This is a genomic window from Psychromonas ingrahamii 37 (assembly GCF_000015285.1).
Lineage (GTDB): Bacteria > Pseudomonadota > Gammaproteobacteria > Enterobacterales > Psychromonadaceae > Psychromonas > Psychromonas ingrahamii.
The window spans coordinates 1602750-1622522 of sequence record NC_008709.1 but is presented as its reverse complement, the minus strand read 5'-3'; the positions used below and the strand labels follow the sequence as shown (position 1 = coordinate 1622522).

The 19773-nt window shown below is 42.2% G+C and carries 10 protein-coding genes and 6 tRNA genes; 7 read left to right on the top strand and 9 right to left on the bottom strand.

Annotated elements, in window-relative coordinates:
- The first annotated feature begins 233 nt into the window (after positions 1-233).
- Positions 234-1832, top strand: a complete 1599-nt coding sequence (locus tag PING_RS19405; RefSeq protein ID WP_011769695.1) for a bifunctional diguanylate cyclase/phosphodiesterase — start codon at positions 234-236, stop codon at positions 1830-1832.
- 348 nt (positions 1833-2180) lie between these two features.
- Here the strand turns inward: PING_RS19405 and PING_RS06915 are convergent, their stop codons facing one another.
- The 4 genes from PING_RS06915 to sbcD all read right to left on the bottom strand — a co-directional run bounded on the left by PING_RS06915 (position 2181) and on the right by sbcD (position 9299).
- Positions 2181-2612 (bottom strand): type 2 periplasmic-binding domain-containing protein, encoded by a 432-nt coding sequence (locus tag PING_RS06915; RefSeq protein ID WP_011769694.1) that lies wholly within the window; start codon positions 2610-2612, stop codon positions 2181-2183.
- A gap of 13 nt (positions 2613-2625) precedes the next feature.
- Complete coding sequence (locus PING_RS20890) at positions 2626-3333, bottom strand: porin (RefSeq protein WP_232279433.1); 708 nt, start codon at positions 3331-3333, stop codon at positions 2626-2628.
- Between the two features lie 1050 nt (positions 3334-4383).
- Positions 4384-8088, bottom strand: a complete 3705-nt coding sequence (locus PING_RS06905) for an AAA family ATPase (protein ID WP_011769693.1) — start codon at positions 8086-8088, stop codon at positions 4384-4386.
- Entirely contained in the window at positions 8085-9299 is a 1215-nt protein-coding gene (gene sbcD, locus PING_RS06900) for an exonuclease subunit SbcD (RefSeq protein WP_041766104.1), read from the bottom strand. The genes PING_RS06905 and sbcD overlap by 4 nt, the downstream gene beginning before the upstream one ends.
- 373 nt (positions 9300-9672) lie before the next feature.
- Here sbcD and PING_RS06890 point away from each other — a divergent pair.
- The 6 genes from PING_RS06890 to PING_RS06865 all read left to right on the top strand — a co-directional run bounded on the left by PING_RS06890 (position 9673) and on the right by PING_RS06865 (position 10566).
- Positions 9673-9749 (top strand) — tRNA-Met (locus PING_RS06890).
- Between the two features lie 105 nt (positions 9750-9854).
- A tRNA-Leu gene (locus PING_RS06885) sits at positions 9855-9939 on the top strand.
- A 54-nt stretch (positions 9940-9993) separates the two neighbouring features.
- Positions 9994-10068, top strand: a tRNA-Gln gene (locus PING_RS06880).
- 136 nt (positions 10069-10204) lie between these two features.
- Positions 10205-10279, top strand: a tRNA-Gln gene (locus PING_RS06875).
- Positions 10280-10286: 7 nt separating this feature from the next.
- Positions 10287-10371 (top strand) — tRNA-Leu (locus PING_RS06870).
- A gap of 118 nt (positions 10372-10489) precedes the next feature.
- A tRNA-Met gene (locus tag PING_RS06865) sits at positions 10490-10566 on the top strand.
- An 880-nt stretch (positions 10567-11446) separates the two neighbouring features.
- Here PING_RS06865 and PING_RS06860 read toward each other — a convergent pair.
- The 5 genes from PING_RS06860 to PING_RS06840 form a co-directional block, all read right to left on the bottom strand.
- Positions 11447-13693 carry a peptidase U32 family protein gene (locus PING_RS06860; protein ID WP_011769691.1) on the bottom strand — a complete coding sequence of 749 codons (2247 nt, stop codon included), beginning with the start codon at positions 13691-13693 and terminating at the stop codon, positions 11447-11449.
- 286 nt (positions 13694-13979) lie between these two features.
- The gene (locus tag PING_RS06855) at positions 13980-14945 is read right to left on the bottom strand and encodes an ABC transporter permease (protein ID WP_011769690.1); all 966 of its coding nucleotides are present in this window, start codon (positions 14943-14945) and stop codon (positions 13980-13982) included.
- Positions 14946-14948: 3 nt separating this feature from the next.
- Positions 14949-16082, bottom strand: coding sequence for an ABC transporter permease (locus tag PING_RS06850; RefSeq protein WP_011769689.1), 1134 nt, complete (start codon positions 16080-16082; stop codon positions 14949-14951).
- Entirely contained in the window at positions 16079-17650 is a 1572-nt protein-coding gene (locus tag PING_RS06845; protein ID WP_011769688.1) for an ABC transporter ATP-binding protein, read from the bottom strand. The genes PING_RS06850 and PING_RS06845 overlap by 4 nt, the downstream gene beginning before the upstream one ends.
- Before the next feature lie 167 nt (positions 17651-17817).
- Positions 17818-18822 (bottom strand): BMP family lipoprotein, encoded by a 1005-nt coding sequence (locus PING_RS06840; RefSeq protein WP_011769687.1) that lies wholly within the window; start codon positions 18820-18822, stop codon positions 17818-17820.
- Positions 18823-19773: the final 951 nt, after the last annotated feature.

Below are 19773 nucleotides of genomic sequence, written 5' to 3'. Positions count from 1 at the left end.
GAAAAAAAGAACAGTACCAACACCAATGACCCAACTTATAAATAGCTTCACTTAACTGTTTATTGTGGTCATATTTTTTGAAAAAACACTCAAAAAAGCGCCAATCTCAGGCTGAATAGCCAATTTTTTATTGAAATATTATGTTAATAAAAGCGCACATTATCGCCAAATATGACAGGGTCTTTGTATGATTGCTCTTTTTAAACATTAAATACACGGGAGAAACATACTCAATGGTTGAAGAAACGAAAATCAATAATGAAAATCCTGACTGGTCCGCCAATCAAGCTTTATTGAATAACACTGGGATTCCAGCTTCTTCGACACGGATTCATTGGTTTAGTCACCTGGTCGAATCTCCCTTCCTGTTTCCGGCGATTGCCGTTCTCATGCTGGCCGCAATCTGGAAGACAATCCTGAACCTTATCAACATCGAACAAACCGCGGCAGAGCAAACCGCGACGGCATTAAGCCATGAACTGGCCGACACTTATGAATCGCAGGTCGTGCGCTCACTGCGCGAAATCGACCAGACTCTGAAGGTCGTCAAATATGCGAATAATATCCTGAGCATACAGGACGTACTGCCAACGTTGAAAGCCAGAAATCTATTACCGCCTACGCTGGTGTTCGACATCAGTATTGTGGACAGCAGGGGTGACATTGTGACCAGTACGAATCTCTCGGACAATGCCAATGTTGCCGACCTTTCTTTCTTCCAGAGCCAGCTCCAGAGGGATGCTATCTCTGTTGGTAGTCCGGAACTTGACCCGAGCACCGGAAAGTGGAACCTGACATTTAGCCGCAGACTTGATTTTGTCAATGGAAAGTTTGCCGGTATTGTAATGGTCTCGGTCGACGCGGCCTATTTTGTTAGCAGCTATGAATACTCGAAACTGGGAGAGCATGGCATGCTTGGCATTATCTGCGAGGACGGCATATTCCTTGTCAGGCGCAGTGGGGAAACAATTACTGCCAGCGATAAGTCTAATTTAAAAGCGCTGAAAACATATTCTGCGGTGGAAATGAAAAGCGAAACCATGCTTCAGACCAACGTCTGGGATGGCGTGCAGCGCTACACCAGTGCACACAAGCTCTATGGTTTCCCCCTGACGGTGATTGTTGGATTATCCGCAGACGAAAAATTGGCCGCTGCTCAACAGAAGAAGCAAGTCTATCTGTGGCAGGCGGTAGCCAGCAGCTTTGTCATCTTCCTGATTATCGCGGTGATGTGGCGCATGAGCTATCAGCTTACCTTAAGCCGCCAGCGCATCATAGAGGAACATATCACCCATGCCGCAAGAGTCGAATACCTTGCCTATCATGACAGTCTCACGACGCTACCGAACCGCAGTCTGTTCAGTAAACTGCTGAGTCATAGTATCAAACAGGCAGATCGCCACAATGGACTGCTGGCATTGCTATTTCTCGACTTGGACCATTTTAAAAATATTAACGACACCCTTGGACACCAGGCTGGCGACCAATTGCTGCAGGAAATCGCAGCAAGGCTCAAGAAATGTCTGCGCGAAAGTGACACTATTGCCCGGCTAGGGGGTGACGAATTTGTTATCATGCTGCCTGAACTGGATAACGAAAAATATACAGTAACAGTGGCCAAAAAAATTATTTCCGCTGTCGCCAGACCATTTACTCTGGCCGGTCAGGAGTGCCGCATCACAGCAAGTATCGGGATCAGTACCTATCCAAAAAACGGTCTGAACGAACAGATTCTGACCAAAAACGCGGATGTCGCGATGTACAAGGCGAAGGAGAAAGGCAAGAACAACTTCCAGTTCTATTCTAATAAACTGAACGACAATCCACTCTAACGGCTTAATCCGCTAAGCATGCGTTGAAGAGAAATCAATTTTGTCTTTATAGCAATAGTCAATTGGATACTCAAGATTGCCTGCTTGGGAAAATCAGGGTCTGGCTATGTCTGTCAATCTGACAGATTTCACCAAGATACTCACCAACACGGGCATAGATGCATATTTTCTAGCGCTGGAAATGTCAGAAGCGCTGCTGAGCTATAATATTGAAAAAACCAAAGGGGTATTTTATGGGATCAAGGATATCGGCATCGACGTCTCCTCACTGCGGAATATAGCGGATATCGATTCAAACCTTGCCAACTCACAACTCAAGGGAATCATCGCGGGTCTCACTGGATCCGATTATTTCATGAGGATCACCTTCACACTGTCATCCACCCACTTATGCTCAATGTAGCCGATGGCATCGGGATGTTTGGCGATGAACTTCTTTACTGCGACGGCATTCGATACTTCCGGTGGCGGCTGGCCGCGGCCGGTGAAAATGATCTTCGACCAAAAGGCCTTGATCTGCGCGGAGGACTTTCCGGCGAATTTTAAGTAGAACTCCTCGCGAGCGACGGAACCTTCGTCCTGATCGATAGGCAAGGCTTGATGGCCATCGGGGAAAAAGTTTGCCTTGCCCAAGAATATATCCACAACCTGATTTTTACTCAGCGTGGTCACTGGATTTTTGGCCGAGACCACCAATACTATGTCGGCCACAGCCTCAACGGAACCCAAACTCAGGGACAGAGCGATGATGATAGATCCGATGCGATTGACATTAATCATAATTGGCTTCTCATCAGAATACGAAATCAATCGTGGCGCTGAACACATCGACCTTGCCGCCCGATTGAAAACCCGGTTGAAGGTTGGTTAATACACCAGACGAACCCGCGCTAATATCGGTGTGATCATATTGCAGTTTGAGGGCGACATTACGCATAAAATCCCAGCGCCCGCCAATAGATACGGTGTTCTGAACCGGTTTCGCACTCAATAGCGAATTAAGGGTAGCGTTGAGACCCGCAGCAGCGGGGGCAGCCAAGCCCGGATCCGATAGATTGTCCGCCTTCGCCTGAGCATAGGTGATGTAAGGAGTGAATTCCCCAAAGCGATAGCCACCACTCAAGTACCAGCCGGTTCCATTACCAAAAAAAGAGCCTTGGCTGTCTAAATGGCTCCATTCTCCCATTACAAACCACTGTCCTGGATCGTAACGTGCACCCACGGTGATAACGGATAAAGGCCTGCTATCGACATCGTATTTATCCGCAAGGACGATGCCTTCCGGCCCAAACTGCCTAAATCCATCGAAAATCGTCTTAAGGCCTTTCAGAGTCACATAGGTTGATTCGTAGCCTATATGCACAGTGGCGTTATGGTATTCGCCTGTATAAGCCATACCCCATGACTGCTTTGCTTTAATAGCGCCGACGTCGTTTGGCAGCTTGCTTTCGCTTTCACCGAAGTGAGCTTGTAAAGCGTTTGTGACATCACCAATGCGCATCCGGTAGCGGGCATCCACACCATCGATGGAGGTAAAGGGCCCAGACGATAGACCTCCACTGGAGGACGTATCCATGGATAGGTATAAGCCACTTTACGTGTGTCGGAATAAAGAAAGGTGGGCAACACTGTACGACCAACGCGTATACCTAAATCTGGTGTGAGCTGATAATTGATATTCGCCCACTCTACTTGGGGCAGGTAGGTATTGTCATAATTCTGCTCTGCAATGACTTGCAGGACGGCTGTAAACTTTGGAGTAAGATTAGCAGTGACCTGCCCACCGATCAGACTGTCAACGTCGAAGCTCCAGACATGGCTGTCGCCAGCGCCGTTGGGCTTCAAAATGCTCGAGGTAAAGTCCGCCTGATCCTCGCTGGAATGAACCACTCCCAAAGTGCCGAAGCCGCTGAATGAAAACAGTGGTGCTTCTAATTGGTCGGCGCTTGCATTAGCCGCAAGCAGCGCGGTCACAAGCAGTGCGATGTTAGCCAGTTTGTTCAATATGCTTTTGATTATGCTTGCCCCTGAGTGCGTATGAGCCTTCTATTATAAGTAAATCAAACTGAATCGTTACCACTTTTCTAGACAGCATAAAAATGGGATAGGATACCCAAACTTTTTTAGATAATAAACTGAATTTTAACCATTCAGTAAATAGTTCTTCCCGACTTCCGACTAAATAACCTGCACAAGGTTGTCTTAATCAGATATTAATATCTGTGACGACGCTCTAGTCTTACATTAATAAACATAATCTTACAGTTATATTTATTAATAAAATAAAAACTTAATAAGGTTAAAATCGCAAGAATTGCTCTTGAATATTTATTGCTCAATCAATTCCTTTAGCAAGTGGAAACATGGAGGAAATTGAACGACAGTTCAGCTCGTAGGCTGCGCTCCACGCACCGATTAATCCTGATTGCGGTGTATAGAATGCCCTACCGATAACAGAATACCAAGAGTATTAAGTTTATGACCTCTTTCTTTAAAGGCAAAACTGACGCTCAAAAGCAAAAGCCTACGACTCCCCGAGTTAAGAGAATGGTTAACTCTTTTCCACAAAAACATATTGCTTATCCAGCTGACTGTACCCTGCCCCGCTGCCTTTACTGACATGAATCTGCTTATTAATCCGCTCCTTAAGCGCATCAACGTGGGAAATAACCCCAATCAGCTTGCCGGTTGCATTTAACCGCTCTAGCGCATCTAAGGCGATTTCTAAGGTATCCGCATCTAAGGTGCCAAATCCTTCATCTAAAAATAACGATTCTATCTGCGTCTTATGACTGACCAGATTAGAAAGCGCTAAGGCCAGTCCTAAGCTTACTAAAAAGCTTTCCCCGCCCGACAGGGTTTTTACATCCCGTACGGCATTCGCCTGCCATAAATCAATGACCTGCAGTGCTAAGGGTTCATCAAGATTTCTCTGCAGCTGATAACGCTGATGCAGATCTGCCATCTCTTTATTCGCCAGATAAACCAGATTGTCTAAGGTTAAGCCCTGCGCAAAGGTTCTGAATTTACTGCCGTCAGCTGAGCCGATCAGTTTATTGAGCATCGCCCACTGCTCTGCACTGTCTTTTTGTTGCACCTGTTGATCCAGCAGTGCCTGTTGCTGCGCTTTTAAACGAATATCAGCCTGCAGTTTGCCTTTTTTCTCCACCAGCTGTTCACCGATGACCTCAGATTTTTCCTGATTCGCAGCCTGCGCATTTTCTAAGACTAATGGATCTTCTTCAGTAACACTTAATTTGAGATGTTTTTCAAGACTCTGCTGTGCCGAACTTAAACGGGTTTTCTCTGTGAGTAACTGCTCATGCAGCTGCTTTTGCAGCGCGAGCAGTACCTGTAATGGCTCTTCTGCTAAACGCGCATTAATAAAGTCAGTCTGATCAATAAAAGGACTAGTGATTAACTGTTTTTTAAAAACAGTCAGTAACGTCTGCTGGTTACCTTGCAGTTCTGCCTGAGTATTTTTCTGCTCGGCAAGTTGCCCTGCTAAACGTGCAGATTGCCCCTGCACATTTAGCAGGGAGGCCATCGCAAGCTCCAGCTGACCTGATAGTTCATTTTTTTCAGATTCAAGCAGCTGGCGAATCTGCGCCTGGCTTTGACTGCCAAATTCATCTGCCCTTTGTCGCTGCTGCTCGGTCAACTGCGACTGATTAGATTGCCATAATGTCTGCAGCTGCTGTAATACACTTTGCTGCTGTGCATATTGCTGCTCCTGCAGGGCTATTTGATGGGCTTGCTTATCGACCAGGCTTTGCAGCGTTATGCTTTGCGCCTGTTGTGACTGGTATAAGAGAATTAAACTCTTCTGATTTTCAATCCACGCTGCTGGACTATTGAATAATTGTTCGACTTCAACCTGCTTTTTTAATAACTCGGCAGGCAGCTGCTGGCAGATGCCCTGCTGATTTTCTTCAAGTTGTGCTAAAAGCATCTGCTGTTCTTTAGCTAATCGCTGATCTTCATTATCTGCAACGGCATGCTGGTTATTAAGCTGCTGTAATAACCTGTCATGGTCATTGGCTTTTTGCGTTAGCGCCTGCATAACCTCTCGTAAATCAGGAAGCTGGGCATCTATTTGCTGAATTTGTTTTTGCAGATTCTCAATATTAAAACGTTTTTCGCGTAAGCTTTGTGTTAATAAAGATAAATCCGCAAAACTGCTCTGCTGATAGGTAAAGGCAGATAAATAAGGACTATCTTGCCATTCAGTCAGCTGTTTTTCCAACAGCTGACTAAGATTAGCCGCCTGAAGACGATATTCAGCGAGCTGTCTGGTATCTGTTTTTATTCGGTTTTTAGCATCTGAATACTGCTCTCGGATACTCTCGAGCCGCTGCTCTTGCAGCGATAGCGCTATTTGCGTTTCAGGTATATCGACGGGCTGATAATTACTCACCGACGGGTGTTCAATCGATCCGCATAACGGGCAAGGGTTATCTTTCTGTAAATGTTTTTTTAAATCACTCAATTGGGCAATCACCTGCTCTTGTTTTAACAGCTTTTGCAGTGCAAGCAGCGAATTTTTGCACTCTAGTCCTTGCTGCTCACTCACCATTAATGCCTGCTGATTGCCTTTAATGCTTTGCTCTAATTCAGCACTGCCTTTGTGTACAGCGGCTAACCTTGCATAACTATCATCTAGCTGCCTTGTTAAAGATAAAGCCTGTTGGTTTTGAGACTGTTGATCAAAGACCTCGGTCAGTATTATATTCATTTGCCCGGCACTGCTAAATTGACCACTGTCCAATAATGACTCTCGGTGCTGCTGAACTTGTTGCAGTAGCAGCTGCTTTTCATGCAGCGCTTGTGCGCTGAGCTTGACCTGCTTATGCACATCCAGCAGGTCATTGTGCAACACGCTTTGTTTTTTCTGCAACTCAGAACTGCCAGACAAAGAGTCTTTTAATTGCGACTGCTGCTTAATATAGAAAGAAAACTGCTGCTCAATAAGCGGCAAACTTTCCTGAAGATGATGCGCAGCCTGCTGCTTCTGTAAACCCTCATTTAACGTTTTTAAGGCAAGATTATCAGTCTTTTGTTGGGCTAAGCGAATATTCAGCGTCTGCTGCGTTTCAACGGCTGTATTTATCTGTTTGTCGACGGCCAATTGTTGTTCACCGCATAGGCCTGTTAACTGACCTATTGCCAAATCTAAAGGCATAAGATGTTCATTGATTTTATTATGCCGGACAGCATGGCTTTCTTGTAGAGATTTCTGCGCTGCAGTGAGGCTTTCAGCCCCGTTTTTGCACTCTATTAGCTGCGCTTGTAATATTTTGTTTTTTTGTTCATTTTCAACTAGCAACGTCTCGCCAGACTGGATCTTCTCTGCGTTTAACAACTGATTCTGATACGGCTGTTCCAGCCGTTTAGCCTGCTGTGCAAGTTCAATCTGCTGCTGTTTATTCTTAAACTCAGCGGCAGACTGCTGCGCGTTTGTTAACAGTCTCAACTGCGCTTCTACCTGTTCTTTTAATACTTGTGCGTTTTTCAGCCACAATAAAGCGCCTTCAAGATCCTTTAAGTCTGTTTGTACTGTCTGTTTATCGGCGGCAAGGAGCTGAACTTGCTTATTTAACTCATCAACCTGCTCTTCTGACAGTACTTCTAATACATCCGCTTGTTTGATTAATAAATCTAATTCCGCCTGAGCCTGTTTATTACGTTCAAACACGTGTTTAGCGATTTCACAATAAATCTCAGTCCCAGTTAACTCTTCTAATAATTCGGCACGATCTCTCGGGCTGGCGTTTAAAAACGCGGCAAAACCGCCCTGCGCCAGCAGCATAGATTTTGTAAAACGGGAAAAATCGAGTCCGGTAAGCTCAATAACCTGCTTTAATACTTCACTGCTTTTAGTGCAAAGTACATCGCCTTCAATCAAGCTTAATTCACAGATAGGCGCCTGCAGTTTCCCGGCAGCACTTTTTCTGGCTCTTTTTTGTTCCCAAAAAACACGGTAGCCCTTTCCCTTAACACTAAATTCCACTTCCGCTGAACACTCCCACGTTCCGCGAGTCATTAATTCATTTTTACTTTGAGTGATCCTGTCTAAACGTGGGGTCTGCTGATATAAGGCTAAACAGATAGCATCCAGAATAGTGCTTTTGCCTGCACCTGTTTGTCCGGTAATAACAAACAGACCGTTTTCTAAAAAATCAGCATCCTGAAAATCAATTTTCCAATGGCCTTTTAATGAATTTAGATTTTTAAAACGAATAGATAATATTTTCATGATTTATGCTCCACTTCAGAGCAGACTTCGGCAAACAGTTTAGTTAACTGCTCTCTCTGCTGGTCACTGTAGCTGTCTTCAATCTGTAAACGATGCTGAAAAAGATCTGCCGGTGTTAAATTATCCAGCGTTGATTTATCCGCAGCCTGATACTGATTTTTTTCATTAATAGTCGGACTGCTGATTTTTAAAATTTCTATTTGACTTTCCTGGACCTGTTCATTTAATAATGCATGCACATCGGAAAGATAAAAAGCCTGCTTGAGCTTGACCTCTATCCAGGCACTTTCACCCGCTAACTCTTTTTTAAGCTCTTGTAACTGCTCTATTACAGATTCTAAATCTCCGCTGATAACCTGCATTCTCTGAAAAACAGGGATCACCGTCTCATTAACGGTTAAGGCATTATTTGTATCAAATTCAATAATATTAATATTTTTCTGCTGCCTGGTTTCATCAAAGCTCAAGGCAATCGGGCTGCCGCAATAACGAATATGGTCGGTTTTTTGTACTTTTTGCGCACGGTGTAAATGTCCCAGGGCAATATAGTTAAAAGCAGGGAAGAGCACAGCAGGGAAAGCGGTCAGTGTGCCGATATAAATTTCACGCACCGAGTCAGAAACACTGCAGCCCACCGCAGTCAGATGCCCGGTTGCAATAATAGGAAGGGCTTTCTCATGACACTGCGCATTAGCGAGTTCGAAAATCGACTGGTAGGTGTCCGCTATGCCCTGCTGCAGAGAAATCTGTTTATCAGCGGCCGAACTACCCTGAACACTTCTCATCACATCTGCTGCCCGTAAAAAAGGCAATGCACAAACTAATGCCTGCGTATTTTGCCTATCATCCTTAAGTTCAATAATGTGCTCGTTTAAATCATCACTTAATCCGGCTAATACAGAAACATCCAATGCTTTTAATAAATCTTTGTTTTCATTGAGCACGGCAATACTGTCATGATTCCCCGCCATAATAATAAGCTGGCGACAGCTGCTTTTTTGCAATCTGACAATAAAATCACTGTATAATTTGCGCGCGTAGGAAGGCGGGGATGCGCTATCAAAAATATCACCGGCAACGATTAATGCATCGATCTGTTGCTTATTGACCACTTCAATTAACCAGTTTAAAAAATGTAAATGCTCTGACTCTCTGGTTTTCATCATAAAATACTGACCAAGATGCCAGTCTGAAGTGTGTAATATCTTCATTAATTTGTCCATTGCTTAGCGGTAAAGGATTAAGTTTACCCATTTAAGACCTAAAAAACTGTTTTGAATAATAAACAAGGATGTTGATATTAAAAATTACCGATATTCGCGCGAAGATGATGCCATCGAGACTCACTTTAAGTTTTTTATTAACGCTAATCTGTTTAATTATTTGATTATTATCAATCACGTCAGCTAATGAACTGCTGTATTTGATTAAAATAAGATCAACTTGCTCAGCAAACAAGCAAACAGGAAAAAAATCACTTTTTTTCTTAGAAATGGGTTGACGACTATCACCTATATCCGCATAATGCGCTCCATCGAAACGACGATGGCTTCGGCAGAAAACGTTACGATGTAAGTTAAGAATGGCTAAATAGCTCAGCTGGTTAGAGCACATCACTCATAATGATGGGGTCCCAAGTTCAACTCTTGGTTTAGCCACCACTTACTTTATAAGTAACAAAATTAAATAAAGAGAAAGCAGATCACTAACAATACAGTGCAACACTTAAATCTTGGTTTAAAATAAATTTACTTTAAAACTACTGTGCGGGAATGGCGGAATTGGTAGACGCGCTAGATTTAGGTTCTAGTATCGAAGGGTGTGAGAGTTCAAGTCTCTCTTTCCGCACCAATCTTTATTTATATGAAGATTTACCAAAGAGAGTTAACTCTTAAAAATAACAATTGGGATATCGCCAAGCGGTAAGGCACCGGGTTTTGATCTCGGCATTCAGAGGTTCAAATCCTCTTATCCCAGCCACATCACCTAATTCGTGTAAACGGGTTAGAAAACTTGAAAAAGTTTAGACTTATTTAAGAGAAAACTCTTAAATCTCTGGGAAATTGTCGTTTATAATGGCAACCAGTGAGAGAAGAAAGCTCTTAAAAATAACAACTGGGATATCGCCAAGCGGTAAGGCACCGGGTTTTGATCTCGGCATTCAGAGGTTCAAATCCTCTTATCCCAGCCACATTAAAGCGGAAATGGCGGAATTGGTAGACGCGCTAGATTTAGGTTCTAGTATCGTAAGGTGTGAGAGTTCAAGTCTCTCTTTCCGCACCACTCTTTTACCTCGGTAAAAGAATAAATCAACCAGCTTATTGCTGGTTTTTTTATGTCGTTTATAAAATAACAAAAGAAAACACCTCAGCAGCAAAGGTTACACTGTAAAGTTAAGAATGGCTAAATAGCTCAGCTGGTTAGAGCACATCACTCATAATGATGGGGTCCCAAGTTCAACTCTTGGTTTAGCCACCATTTACTTAACAATTAAATACAGAAAAAGCAGATCACTAATAATAGGGTGTTCCAGCTTAATCTAAATTTATTTAAGTAAAAGAATAAACCAGCTTATTGATGGTTTTTTATGCCTGTCATACCAAACGTATTAATTAAGTCATCAGATTTGCCCACTTTCTTTGGCAAAGTGTTTTTACCTTTTATACATAATACCTAAAGTTATTCCATCCTCAACTAACCTTCACAACTATATGTTCATAATCTTTAAATGCAAAATTGGCGATAGAATAACCCGTAAGGTGCGCACCAATTGCCGCTGTTTGCGGTGCATAGAATGCTTCCTACTAATAATACCAAACACATTAATACAGAGATCAGATTTACTATTCAAATTTATCCTGACACCTTTGTGGACGTCAATTTTTCCTTTGAAGCAAGTGATCATAAACTTAATGCTTTTGGTATAACAAAGTAATGAGGGACTAGCAAGCGCCGAGCCTAAAGGATCAGTTCCGAAAACACACAAAATCCCGCGGTTAAGTGGCACTCTAAATTGGAATCCCGTCTTCGGGCGGGCAAAAGCTATAATTAGTGGTAACCGGAAAAAGTTGACATACACAATATAATTATTCATCGCCTTGACGATTAAAGGATTCATGATGAAATTCAGTCGTAAGTGTATAAAAAAATCAAGTCCTAAGACACTAGTTACTGCAATCAATGCTCTGCTTACATGCCTTTACCTGCGCCTGAACAGAACCACCTAATGAATGGAATTGGTGCAAGCACTCAACTATTTTTTCTACACTGTGCCTTCGCAAAATTAAGATATAAAAAAACCAGCTTTCGCTGGTTTAATGTTATGCAAGCTCACATCTTAAATGCGTTTGCTATTATTTTATAACCCCTGCCTGTACTGCGCATTGGTTGAAACCGTCACCCTCTGGTCAAGTTGATCTTGCGCTTCTTCTACCCCTGCCAGCAGATTTTCAAAATGTCCAATTAAAGCGACCTTATCCTGCTGCGCTTTTGAGCCTGCACCAATATCGGTTAAGTCTATAAAAAACTCATCGAATAAATCGGAAAAATCGCTCACAACATCAAAATTTAAGAATTGTTCATCATTGTAAATACTCGGGTATCCGCCCTTCTGTTTATCAACAGCAAAAGAGAATCCTTTTACATTGGTGATGGTTGTCGCTTTTTCACATTTGAGCATACAGCCGTCTTCAATGGCGGGTTTATTACAGCCTACGGTTTGCTGAAAGAAACACTGCCGGCTGGTCATCATCAAAATCGGATGATAGATACTGTATAACAGTTTAAAGTTTTCAGGGCGGGCGATATTTTTAATTTGATTACGATTAATTTCGTTAGAAATAAACGCACCTGAACAATTAAGATCTTCCTGCAGCGTCAATAGAGCATAAGAATTGGTCGTATTTAAAAAAGGCCCCGCTATCCACTCAATATTCAGCGCATTTGCCTGATAGGCAACACCGGTATTATTCGTCACAATACGTTGAGGTTTTACCTGCTCTAAAATCTTCACCGCTTCCAGATAATCTTTACCTATTAATACTGCCGGAAACCAGGGAATGAGTCTCGGGTTTTGTAAAAAGAGTTTAATAAACTTAGTGCAATTCTTTTTAAAGCTTTCCGGTAATTTAAAGTAGATATCAGCGTCGGTCACATCACAAAGGTGCAGATCCTTCTCATTACTTATTAGTATTGATAAGGTCGGTTTGCCCTCTTTTTTAGGATGCTTTTTAAGTGCCGGCAAGGTCACTGGCGGGATAATTGCAATTGAATCATTTAATAAAAAAGCCACTTTATTTTTTATCTTAGTGAGTTCTTTAAAAGGAAGGCTTAAACCTGAATCAAAATCATCAAAATCAAAGTCTTGAAGATTATATTCACTATTTTTAAAACTTTTAAAGCGTTTTTCGATAGCTACCTGATCAACAGGGGATTGGTCTGCCGCTATTAATTGCATTTCAGACTCAACCAAAAACATTTTATCATCACGCTTAACGGTGACCACCAAGGGCTTATTCAGTTTTGCTGAAAAAGCCATTGAAAGGGCTGTTTTGGCAATAGTGAGATGTTTTATTTTTTCGGCAACCAAGCTGCCTATTTCATTTTTTTCCGTGGAAAGTGTTTGTTGAACCTCTTGGATTTGTACTACCGATATCGCATTATTTTGATCATTAGCATGCTGAAAACTATTATCGCGGGGATTATCGATAAACATATCTTTAGTGAGGTTACCTTTTAAAAACGAGTTGGTAAAATCACGGTTAAAGACTTTATACAGACTTGAATCATCGTCTAATAGTTTACCGCTTTTTACAAACGCGTCAATCTGCTGGCGCCAGGTATCAACCACGGTATGCACATACTGAGCCCCTTTAATACGCCCTTCAATCTTTAAGGAATCAACCCCTGCATCAACCAATTCAGGGAGATCAAAATAAGCTGAATTATCTTTTAAATTAAGTGGGAATTTATTACCCGCAGCAGTGACTTCATACTCATCCCGGCATGCCTGACTGCAGCGACCACGATTACCAGAATTACCCACACTAACGGAGCTTGAATAACATTGCCCGGAGAATGCAATACATAACGCGCCGTGTACAAAGACTTCAGTCAGCACGGCGTTCTCATGGGCGACTGTGGTTAAACTTTTTATCTCGCCAAGATTCAATTCGCGTGACAAATTCGCTCTTGTTGCGCCTATTTTGGAGAGGAATAATATTTGCCCCTCATTATGGGTAGTCAACTGCGTTGATGCATGTATCTTAAGGCTGGGAAAATGTTTCTTGACCAGATTAAACACCCCTAAATCCTGAACAATAATGCCATCTACATCGGTATTCACTAATTGGTTAAGTAATTTAACGATACCGGCTATTTCATGCTCTAAAATAACAATATTTAAGGTTAAAAAAACTTCACACTCGTATTGATGGGCAAGCCCTATCACACCGACTAATTCATCAAATGAAAGATTGGCTGCGCGGTTGCGCGCATTAAAAGTATCTAAGCCGCAATAGACGGCATTTGCACCGGCCAAAATAGCGGCTTTAATCGCGTCTACATCACCACCGGGGGCCAATAATTCAATTTTTTGTTGGGTCACGAAATCACTCTCTCAATAGTTGCTTATATTTTGGTGGCGATTCTACCTGCATAGAGTATGCATTGCTATTAATTCGGCTTTAGTCGCTCTAGCAAGCTTAAAAGGTTAAAAGGTTAAGCCTGCCGCTGACAATAAACACTGCATAGAGTATGCAGTGTTATTAATTCAGCTTTAGTCGTATAGCAAGCTTAAAAGGTTACGCCTGCCGCTGACCATCAACTCTTTTCAAAACGACTTAAATGCCCCCATATTCTAGCTCCCGTATTCTAAAATAAGGGGCATATAATTAACGGGACTTCACATAGGGTATACCAACGGCTTTTGGGCCCACCGCTCGGCCTATAAAACCAGCCAATAACAGGACAGTCAGAATATAAGGTAACACCTCAATTAACTGCACCGGTATTTCGCCAATAATGGGTAGTTCAGTCCCCTGTAAACGGATAGCCACTGCATCTAAAAACCCAAAAAGTAAACAGCCAAATAACACGGGTACCGGACGCCATTTACCAAAAATCAATGCCGCTAGTGCTATAAAGCCTTTACCTGCGCTCATGTTAGGCACAAAACCCGCACTGTGTGCCGTTGATAAATAAGCCCCTGCAATCCCGGTTAACAGACCTGCCACCAGCAAGGCGCGATAACGAATCCAGGCAACTGATATACCGGCTGTATCTACCGCATGAGGATTTTCCCCTGCCGCTCTAAGGCGCAGTCCAAATCGGGTTTTAAAGATCACCCACCAGCATATGGGTACTGACAATAATGCCATGTAGACAATAATATTATGACCAGATATCAATTCACTGTATAACAAACCCAATACAGGCACATCGGCCAGTGCGTCAGCACCTGGAAGCGTGATCGGCAGAAAACGTTGCGAATCAAGCAATGCAGGTGTCTGCCCGCCAAGACCAAACCAATAACGACCCAAGGTAACCGTCAAGCCGACTGCCAGCATATTAATAGCGACCCCCGAAACAATTTGATCACCTTTGTGGGTAATAGATGCAAATCCGTGCAGCATAGACAAACTACAAGCAACAGCTATTGCACTGAGCAATCCCAGCCAAACAGATCCTGTTACGGAGGCTGCGGCAGCGGCAGCAAAGGCTGCAAACAATATTTTACCTTCTAAGGCAATATTAACAATGCCGGAGCGTTCAGAAAAAAGCCCTGCCAGTGCCGCTAATATCAGAGGAGTAGAGACTCTTAAGGTGGCATCTAAGATTAAAATCAGATTTTCATACATAATTTAAGTCTCCGGATTTGTCTGCTTAAGGGATAATGTTTTACGTTTATCCAGAAAGACAAAAAAATGCTCCGTGGGTTTTACCAGCATAAAGGCGAGTGCACCACTAAATAAAACAACTAAGGCCTGTATGACCTGAATCATCTCTCTATCGATATTCGGGAAATCAAAGGACAGTTCAGCCCCCCCCTGATAAAGAACACCAAATAATAAGCTGGCCAGAATAATACCAACGGGATGGTTACGGCCAATCAGGCAAACCGCAATACCGGTAAAACCATAACCTGCCACAAAATCCAGTTTCAACTGATGGCTATAACCTTGCACCTCATTAATACCTAACAAACCCGATAGCGCACCGGAAATAAGCATCACTATTATCGTCAGTTTTTTATAATTTATACCGCCATACTCAGCAGCCGTTGGACTGGATCCCATGGCGCGAATCGCGTAGCCCCACCGGGTGCGCCATAATAAGATCCACACTAACAGGCAACAGACCAAAGCAATAAAGAAGCTCAGATTGAGCGGTGAAGATTCAAATGACCAATCGATCCAGGCCGCCATCTCATGAAACATAGGCAGCTTGGCACTGTCTTCAATAATACGGGAGACAGGCGCCATTTGCCCGTCAAGCTTAAACACATTGACCATCAAATAAACCATCAATGAGGCAGCAATAAAGTTAAACATAATAGTCGTAATAACAATATGACTACCGCGATAGGCCTGTAAATAGGCGGGTATCAATGCCCATAATGCGCCAAAAGCCATACTGGCAAACATGGTAATAGGTAAAATAGCCCAAAAAGGTAAACTGCTGTCGAGCGCCAGACAGGCGATACCGACACCCAGCCCCCCCATATATGCCTGACCTTCGCCCCCAATATTAAACAGGCCAGCAGAGAAAGCCACTGCCACGGCAAGCCCAGTAAACATAAAGTTAGTTGCATAATACAAGGTATAACCAATACCTTCCTGATACCCGAAAGCTCCGCGGATCATCACCTGAGCAGCTTCAATAGGATCAACGTCAACGGCAATAAAAATAATGGCAGAAAATGCAAAGGCTAATAGAATATTAACCATAGGCAGGACAAACACATTGACCCATACCGGTATTTTTGAGTCATTCATTGCTTGCCTCCTGTTGTTGCCTGTAATTCATCAGGCATAATATTGGCCATCATCATGCCAAGAATTTTCTCGTTGGCTTGCGCAGCACTCACTTCACCAACAATATGGCCATCAAACATCACAATAATCCGGTCAGCTAAGGTCATAATTTCATCCAACTCCACTGAAACGAGTAAGATCCCTTTACCTTTATCACGTAACTCGACAATACGTTTATGAATAAACTCTATTGCACCAATATCTACGCCGCGTGTGGGTTGGCCAATCAGTAATATATTGGGGTTTTGGTCTACTTCGCGCGCAATAATCAATTTTTGTTGATTACCACCGGAAAATAATGAACTGCGCAGTTTGGGGTTTTGCGGACGAACATCCCATTCTTTCATTAATCGGGTACATTCCTGAGTAATAACCTTTAATTTATTCAGTATCTTACCATTGTATTTAGGCTGGTTCTGATGACCTAGAATCGCAGACTCTTCGGCAGAAAAAGATTTAATCAAGCCCATTGTCAGCCTATCTTCAGGAATATGACCAACTCTTAATTGACGAATACTATCTGGAGTTGCCGGGTGACCGGCATCTATGTGAGTATTACCGATGCTGATACTACCACTGGTTGGGGTCAATAGGCCTGCTAACATATTGATTAATTCCGATTGCCCATTGCCAGAGACACCCGCAATACCCACAATTTCACCGGCTTTAATGTTTATTGAAACAGACTTAAGTCGATCCACCCCCATCTGATCGGTGTAGGTTAGCTGATCAGTCGATAATAATATTTGTTTAGGGTTAGCGACCTTTTTATCAACTTTTAACCTGACCTTACGCCCCACCATTAACTCAGCTAATTCTTCTTTATTGGTGTCCGCCGTTTTTCTATGGGCGACCATCGCCCCTTGCCGCATAACCGACACATTATCAGTCGCCGCCAGAATCTCTCTTAATTTATGCGTGATCAGTATAATAGTGACACCTTCACGACGCAGGGCATCAAAAATATGAAACAGGTGTTCCGTTTCCTGAGGGGTTAATACGCCGGTAGGTTCATCTAAAATAAGAATTTTAGCGCCCCGATATAAGGCTTTTAAAATCTCCACCCGCTGCTGTAAACCCACAGGCAAATCTTCAATCAAGGCATCAATGGGCACATCAAGTTGATATTCTTTGGCAAGACGTTCGAGTTCGGTGCGGGCCGCTGCTAAGCTGGGTTTTAATAACGGGCCATTTTCAGCCCCTAAAATCACATTCTCAAGTACACTGAAGTTGTCAATCAACATAAAATGCTGATGCACCATCCCAATGCCATAACTGATTGCTTCCTTAGAACTTAACAGTTTTCGGGGAATGCCTTCAATCTTAATTTCACCCGCGTCAGCGATATAAAATCCGTAAATAATATTCATCAACGTGGACTTTCCCGCACCATTTTCTCCGATAATACCGTGAATGGTGCCAACAGGAACTTGCAGGTCAATATTGTTATTGGCATGAACAGCACCGAATCTTTTATCGATACCCCGTAACTCTAAGGCAAACCGTTGCTCATTGGACACTGTAGACATAACTATTTTCTCTTTTCTCTTTACTATCGCTAATAGTATTTATACCCAAATTACTTGAAGATCCAGGAATCAGCATCTTTAAATAATTTGGGTATCAATAATTAAAAAAGCTCTCTTACCATTGCGGGCAAGGAAGCTTGATCATTTAGCTTTTTTACACATGAGTTTTAATACTGGCAGCTGTTATCGGCCATATAGTCATGTACTACAATCTCACCTGTTACTATTTTAGCTTTAACACTGTTAATTTCAGCTTCCATCTCAGGCGTTACCAGTGCACGGTTATATTCATCTAAAGCCCAATCGACACCCTTTTCTTTTAAACCACGGACGTCAATACCCGCGCTAAAGTTACCTGATTCCGCTTTTTTGAAAATATCATAGGTTGCCAAACCCACCAGCTTAACCATAGATGTGAGCATTACCCCAGGGTGTAAGTGGTTTTGATTTGAATCAACGCCAATCGCATACTTGCCTCCATCCTTAGCTGCCTGATAAACACCTACACCTGTGCCACCTGCGGCCGCAAAAACAACATCAACTCCTTGGCTAAACTGACTCTTGGTCAGCTCAGCACCACGAGCAGGGTCAGACCATGCCGCATTGGTAGAGCCAGTCATATTTTGAAAGACTTCAACCTCTTTATTGATGTACTTAGCACCCTGCTCATACCCGCAAGCAAACTTACGAATTAAGGGAACATCCATGCCGCCTACGAAACCTACTTTTTGGTTTTCAGATTTCAGCGCAGCTAATGCCCCCACTAAAAAGGAACCTTCATGCTCTTTAAATAAGAGCGACTTAACATTCGGTAAATCAACAACGGAATCGATAATAACAAACTGAGTATCAGGATATTTTTTAGCTATTTTTTCCAGTGCAGAACCATACATAAAGCCAACCGCAACGATCGGATTATAACCACCGCGGGCAAGACGTGCTAAGCCCTGTTCCCGTTGCGCATCATTTGATGGAACAAAATCACGTACTGCAATTTTTGTATCTTCAGTAAATTTAGTTGCCCCATTCTGAAAAACTGCCTGATTAAAAGATTTGTCAAATTTTCCCGCAGAGTCATAGGCGACAGCAGGTTTAAAATCTGCAGCATTTGCAACAAACGAGCATAAAGCTAACGACACAGCCGCCGCAGTAGTGCTTAGAATTTTTTTCATAACAGCCCTTTTTATATTTAAGTAAGAATTTCAGTATTACGCGCTTTAACTATACCCAGCGCATTAATCAGATAAACCAGTATTGAGAAGATAATTGCCCCTAAAATAAGATACCTGACGGGATATTTTCTGTTTGAAAATTATTAAGATCAATAGATTGAATTTCAAACGGCAAGACTGTTTACAGATACGCGATGAAACAGAGTCTCATTTTTTACCCGAACAGTTTTTGTAAAATCGATTGAGAAACTGATTTTTTGCATCTCTTATTAGGAAAAATAAATCATCTCTCGATGCGAGCATTATTTATCATAAATGAATTTATTAGTAGCACAAATTAGTAATGTCTCTCGTTTAATCAGTAGCATGTCTCATTTATTGCATGGATAGAATATAAAAAAGTTAATTGACTGAGTCTTTATTATAAATAAAGGCTCAGTCCGCTGTAAATTACATTCTGTAAATGACATTCTATAAATCACATTGTTATTCAACTTTAAGATAAATAAGACCGCTAACACCAAAAATAAATTGAGAGCTAATGAAAGGTGGAAATAGCATTTGAGTCATTTATGCCTGCTTTTTAATGTGCTCACTTAATTATTTTTTGTATAACCCCACATTATATTCTCCAGCCTAATCTTATAGCGATAACACACTGGATTTTCCCCTTTTTAGTTCAAAATAAGCCATTTCTTAAATTGACGACGTCATCTTTTATCGATGATCAAAACTAACCATTAAAATTGATTAAAGAATTTTATTTAATTGACCCTATATTTAAGTTTCAACAAAGATGAGATATCTTATCTTTCAATTGTAATTGCTTGTTATTTAGAAATAACTAACAAAATAGTGAATAACGCCACTATTTTTTAAAGTTAATCAAAATATGGACTAACCTAACAAGTTACTGCCGCAATTATGTACAGTGTCATTTACATGAATATA

Bases quoted from the DNA above. Each gene is read 5' to 3' on its own strand.
- PING_RS19405 (WP_011769695.1), top strand. From the start codon at position 234: ATGGTTGAAGAAACGAAAATCAATAATGAAAATCCTGACTGGTCCGCC.
- PING_RS06915 (WP_011769694.1), bottom strand. From the start codon at position 2,612: ATGATTAATGTCAATCGCATCGGATCTATCATCATCGCTCTGTCCCTG.
- PING_RS20890 (WP_232279433.1), bottom strand. From the start codon at position 3,333: ATGCGCATTGGTGATGTCACAAACGCTTTACAAGCTCACTTCGGTGAA.
- PING_RS06905 (WP_011769693.1), bottom strand. From the start codon at position 8,088: ATGAAAATATTATCTATTCGTTTTAAAAATCTAAATTCATTAAAAGGC.
- sbcD (WP_041766104.1), bottom strand. From the start codon at position 9,299: ATGAAGATATTACACACTTCAGACTGGCATCTTGGTCAGTATTTTATG.
- PING_RS06855 (WP_011769690.1), bottom strand. From the start codon at position 14,945: ATGTATGAAAATCTGATTTTAATCTTAGATGCCACCTTAAGAGTCTCT.
- PING_RS06850 (WP_011769689.1), bottom strand. From the start codon at position 16,082: ATGAATGACTCAAAAATACCGGTATGGGTCAATGTGTTTGTCCTGCCT.
- PING_RS06845 (WP_011769688.1), bottom strand. From the start codon at position 17,650: ATGTCTACAGTGTCCAATGAGCAACGGTTTGCCTTAGAGTTACGGGGT.
- PING_RS06840 (WP_011769687.1), bottom strand. From the start codon at position 18,822: ATGAAAAAAATTCTAAGCACTACTGCGGCGGCTGTGTCGTTAGCTTTA.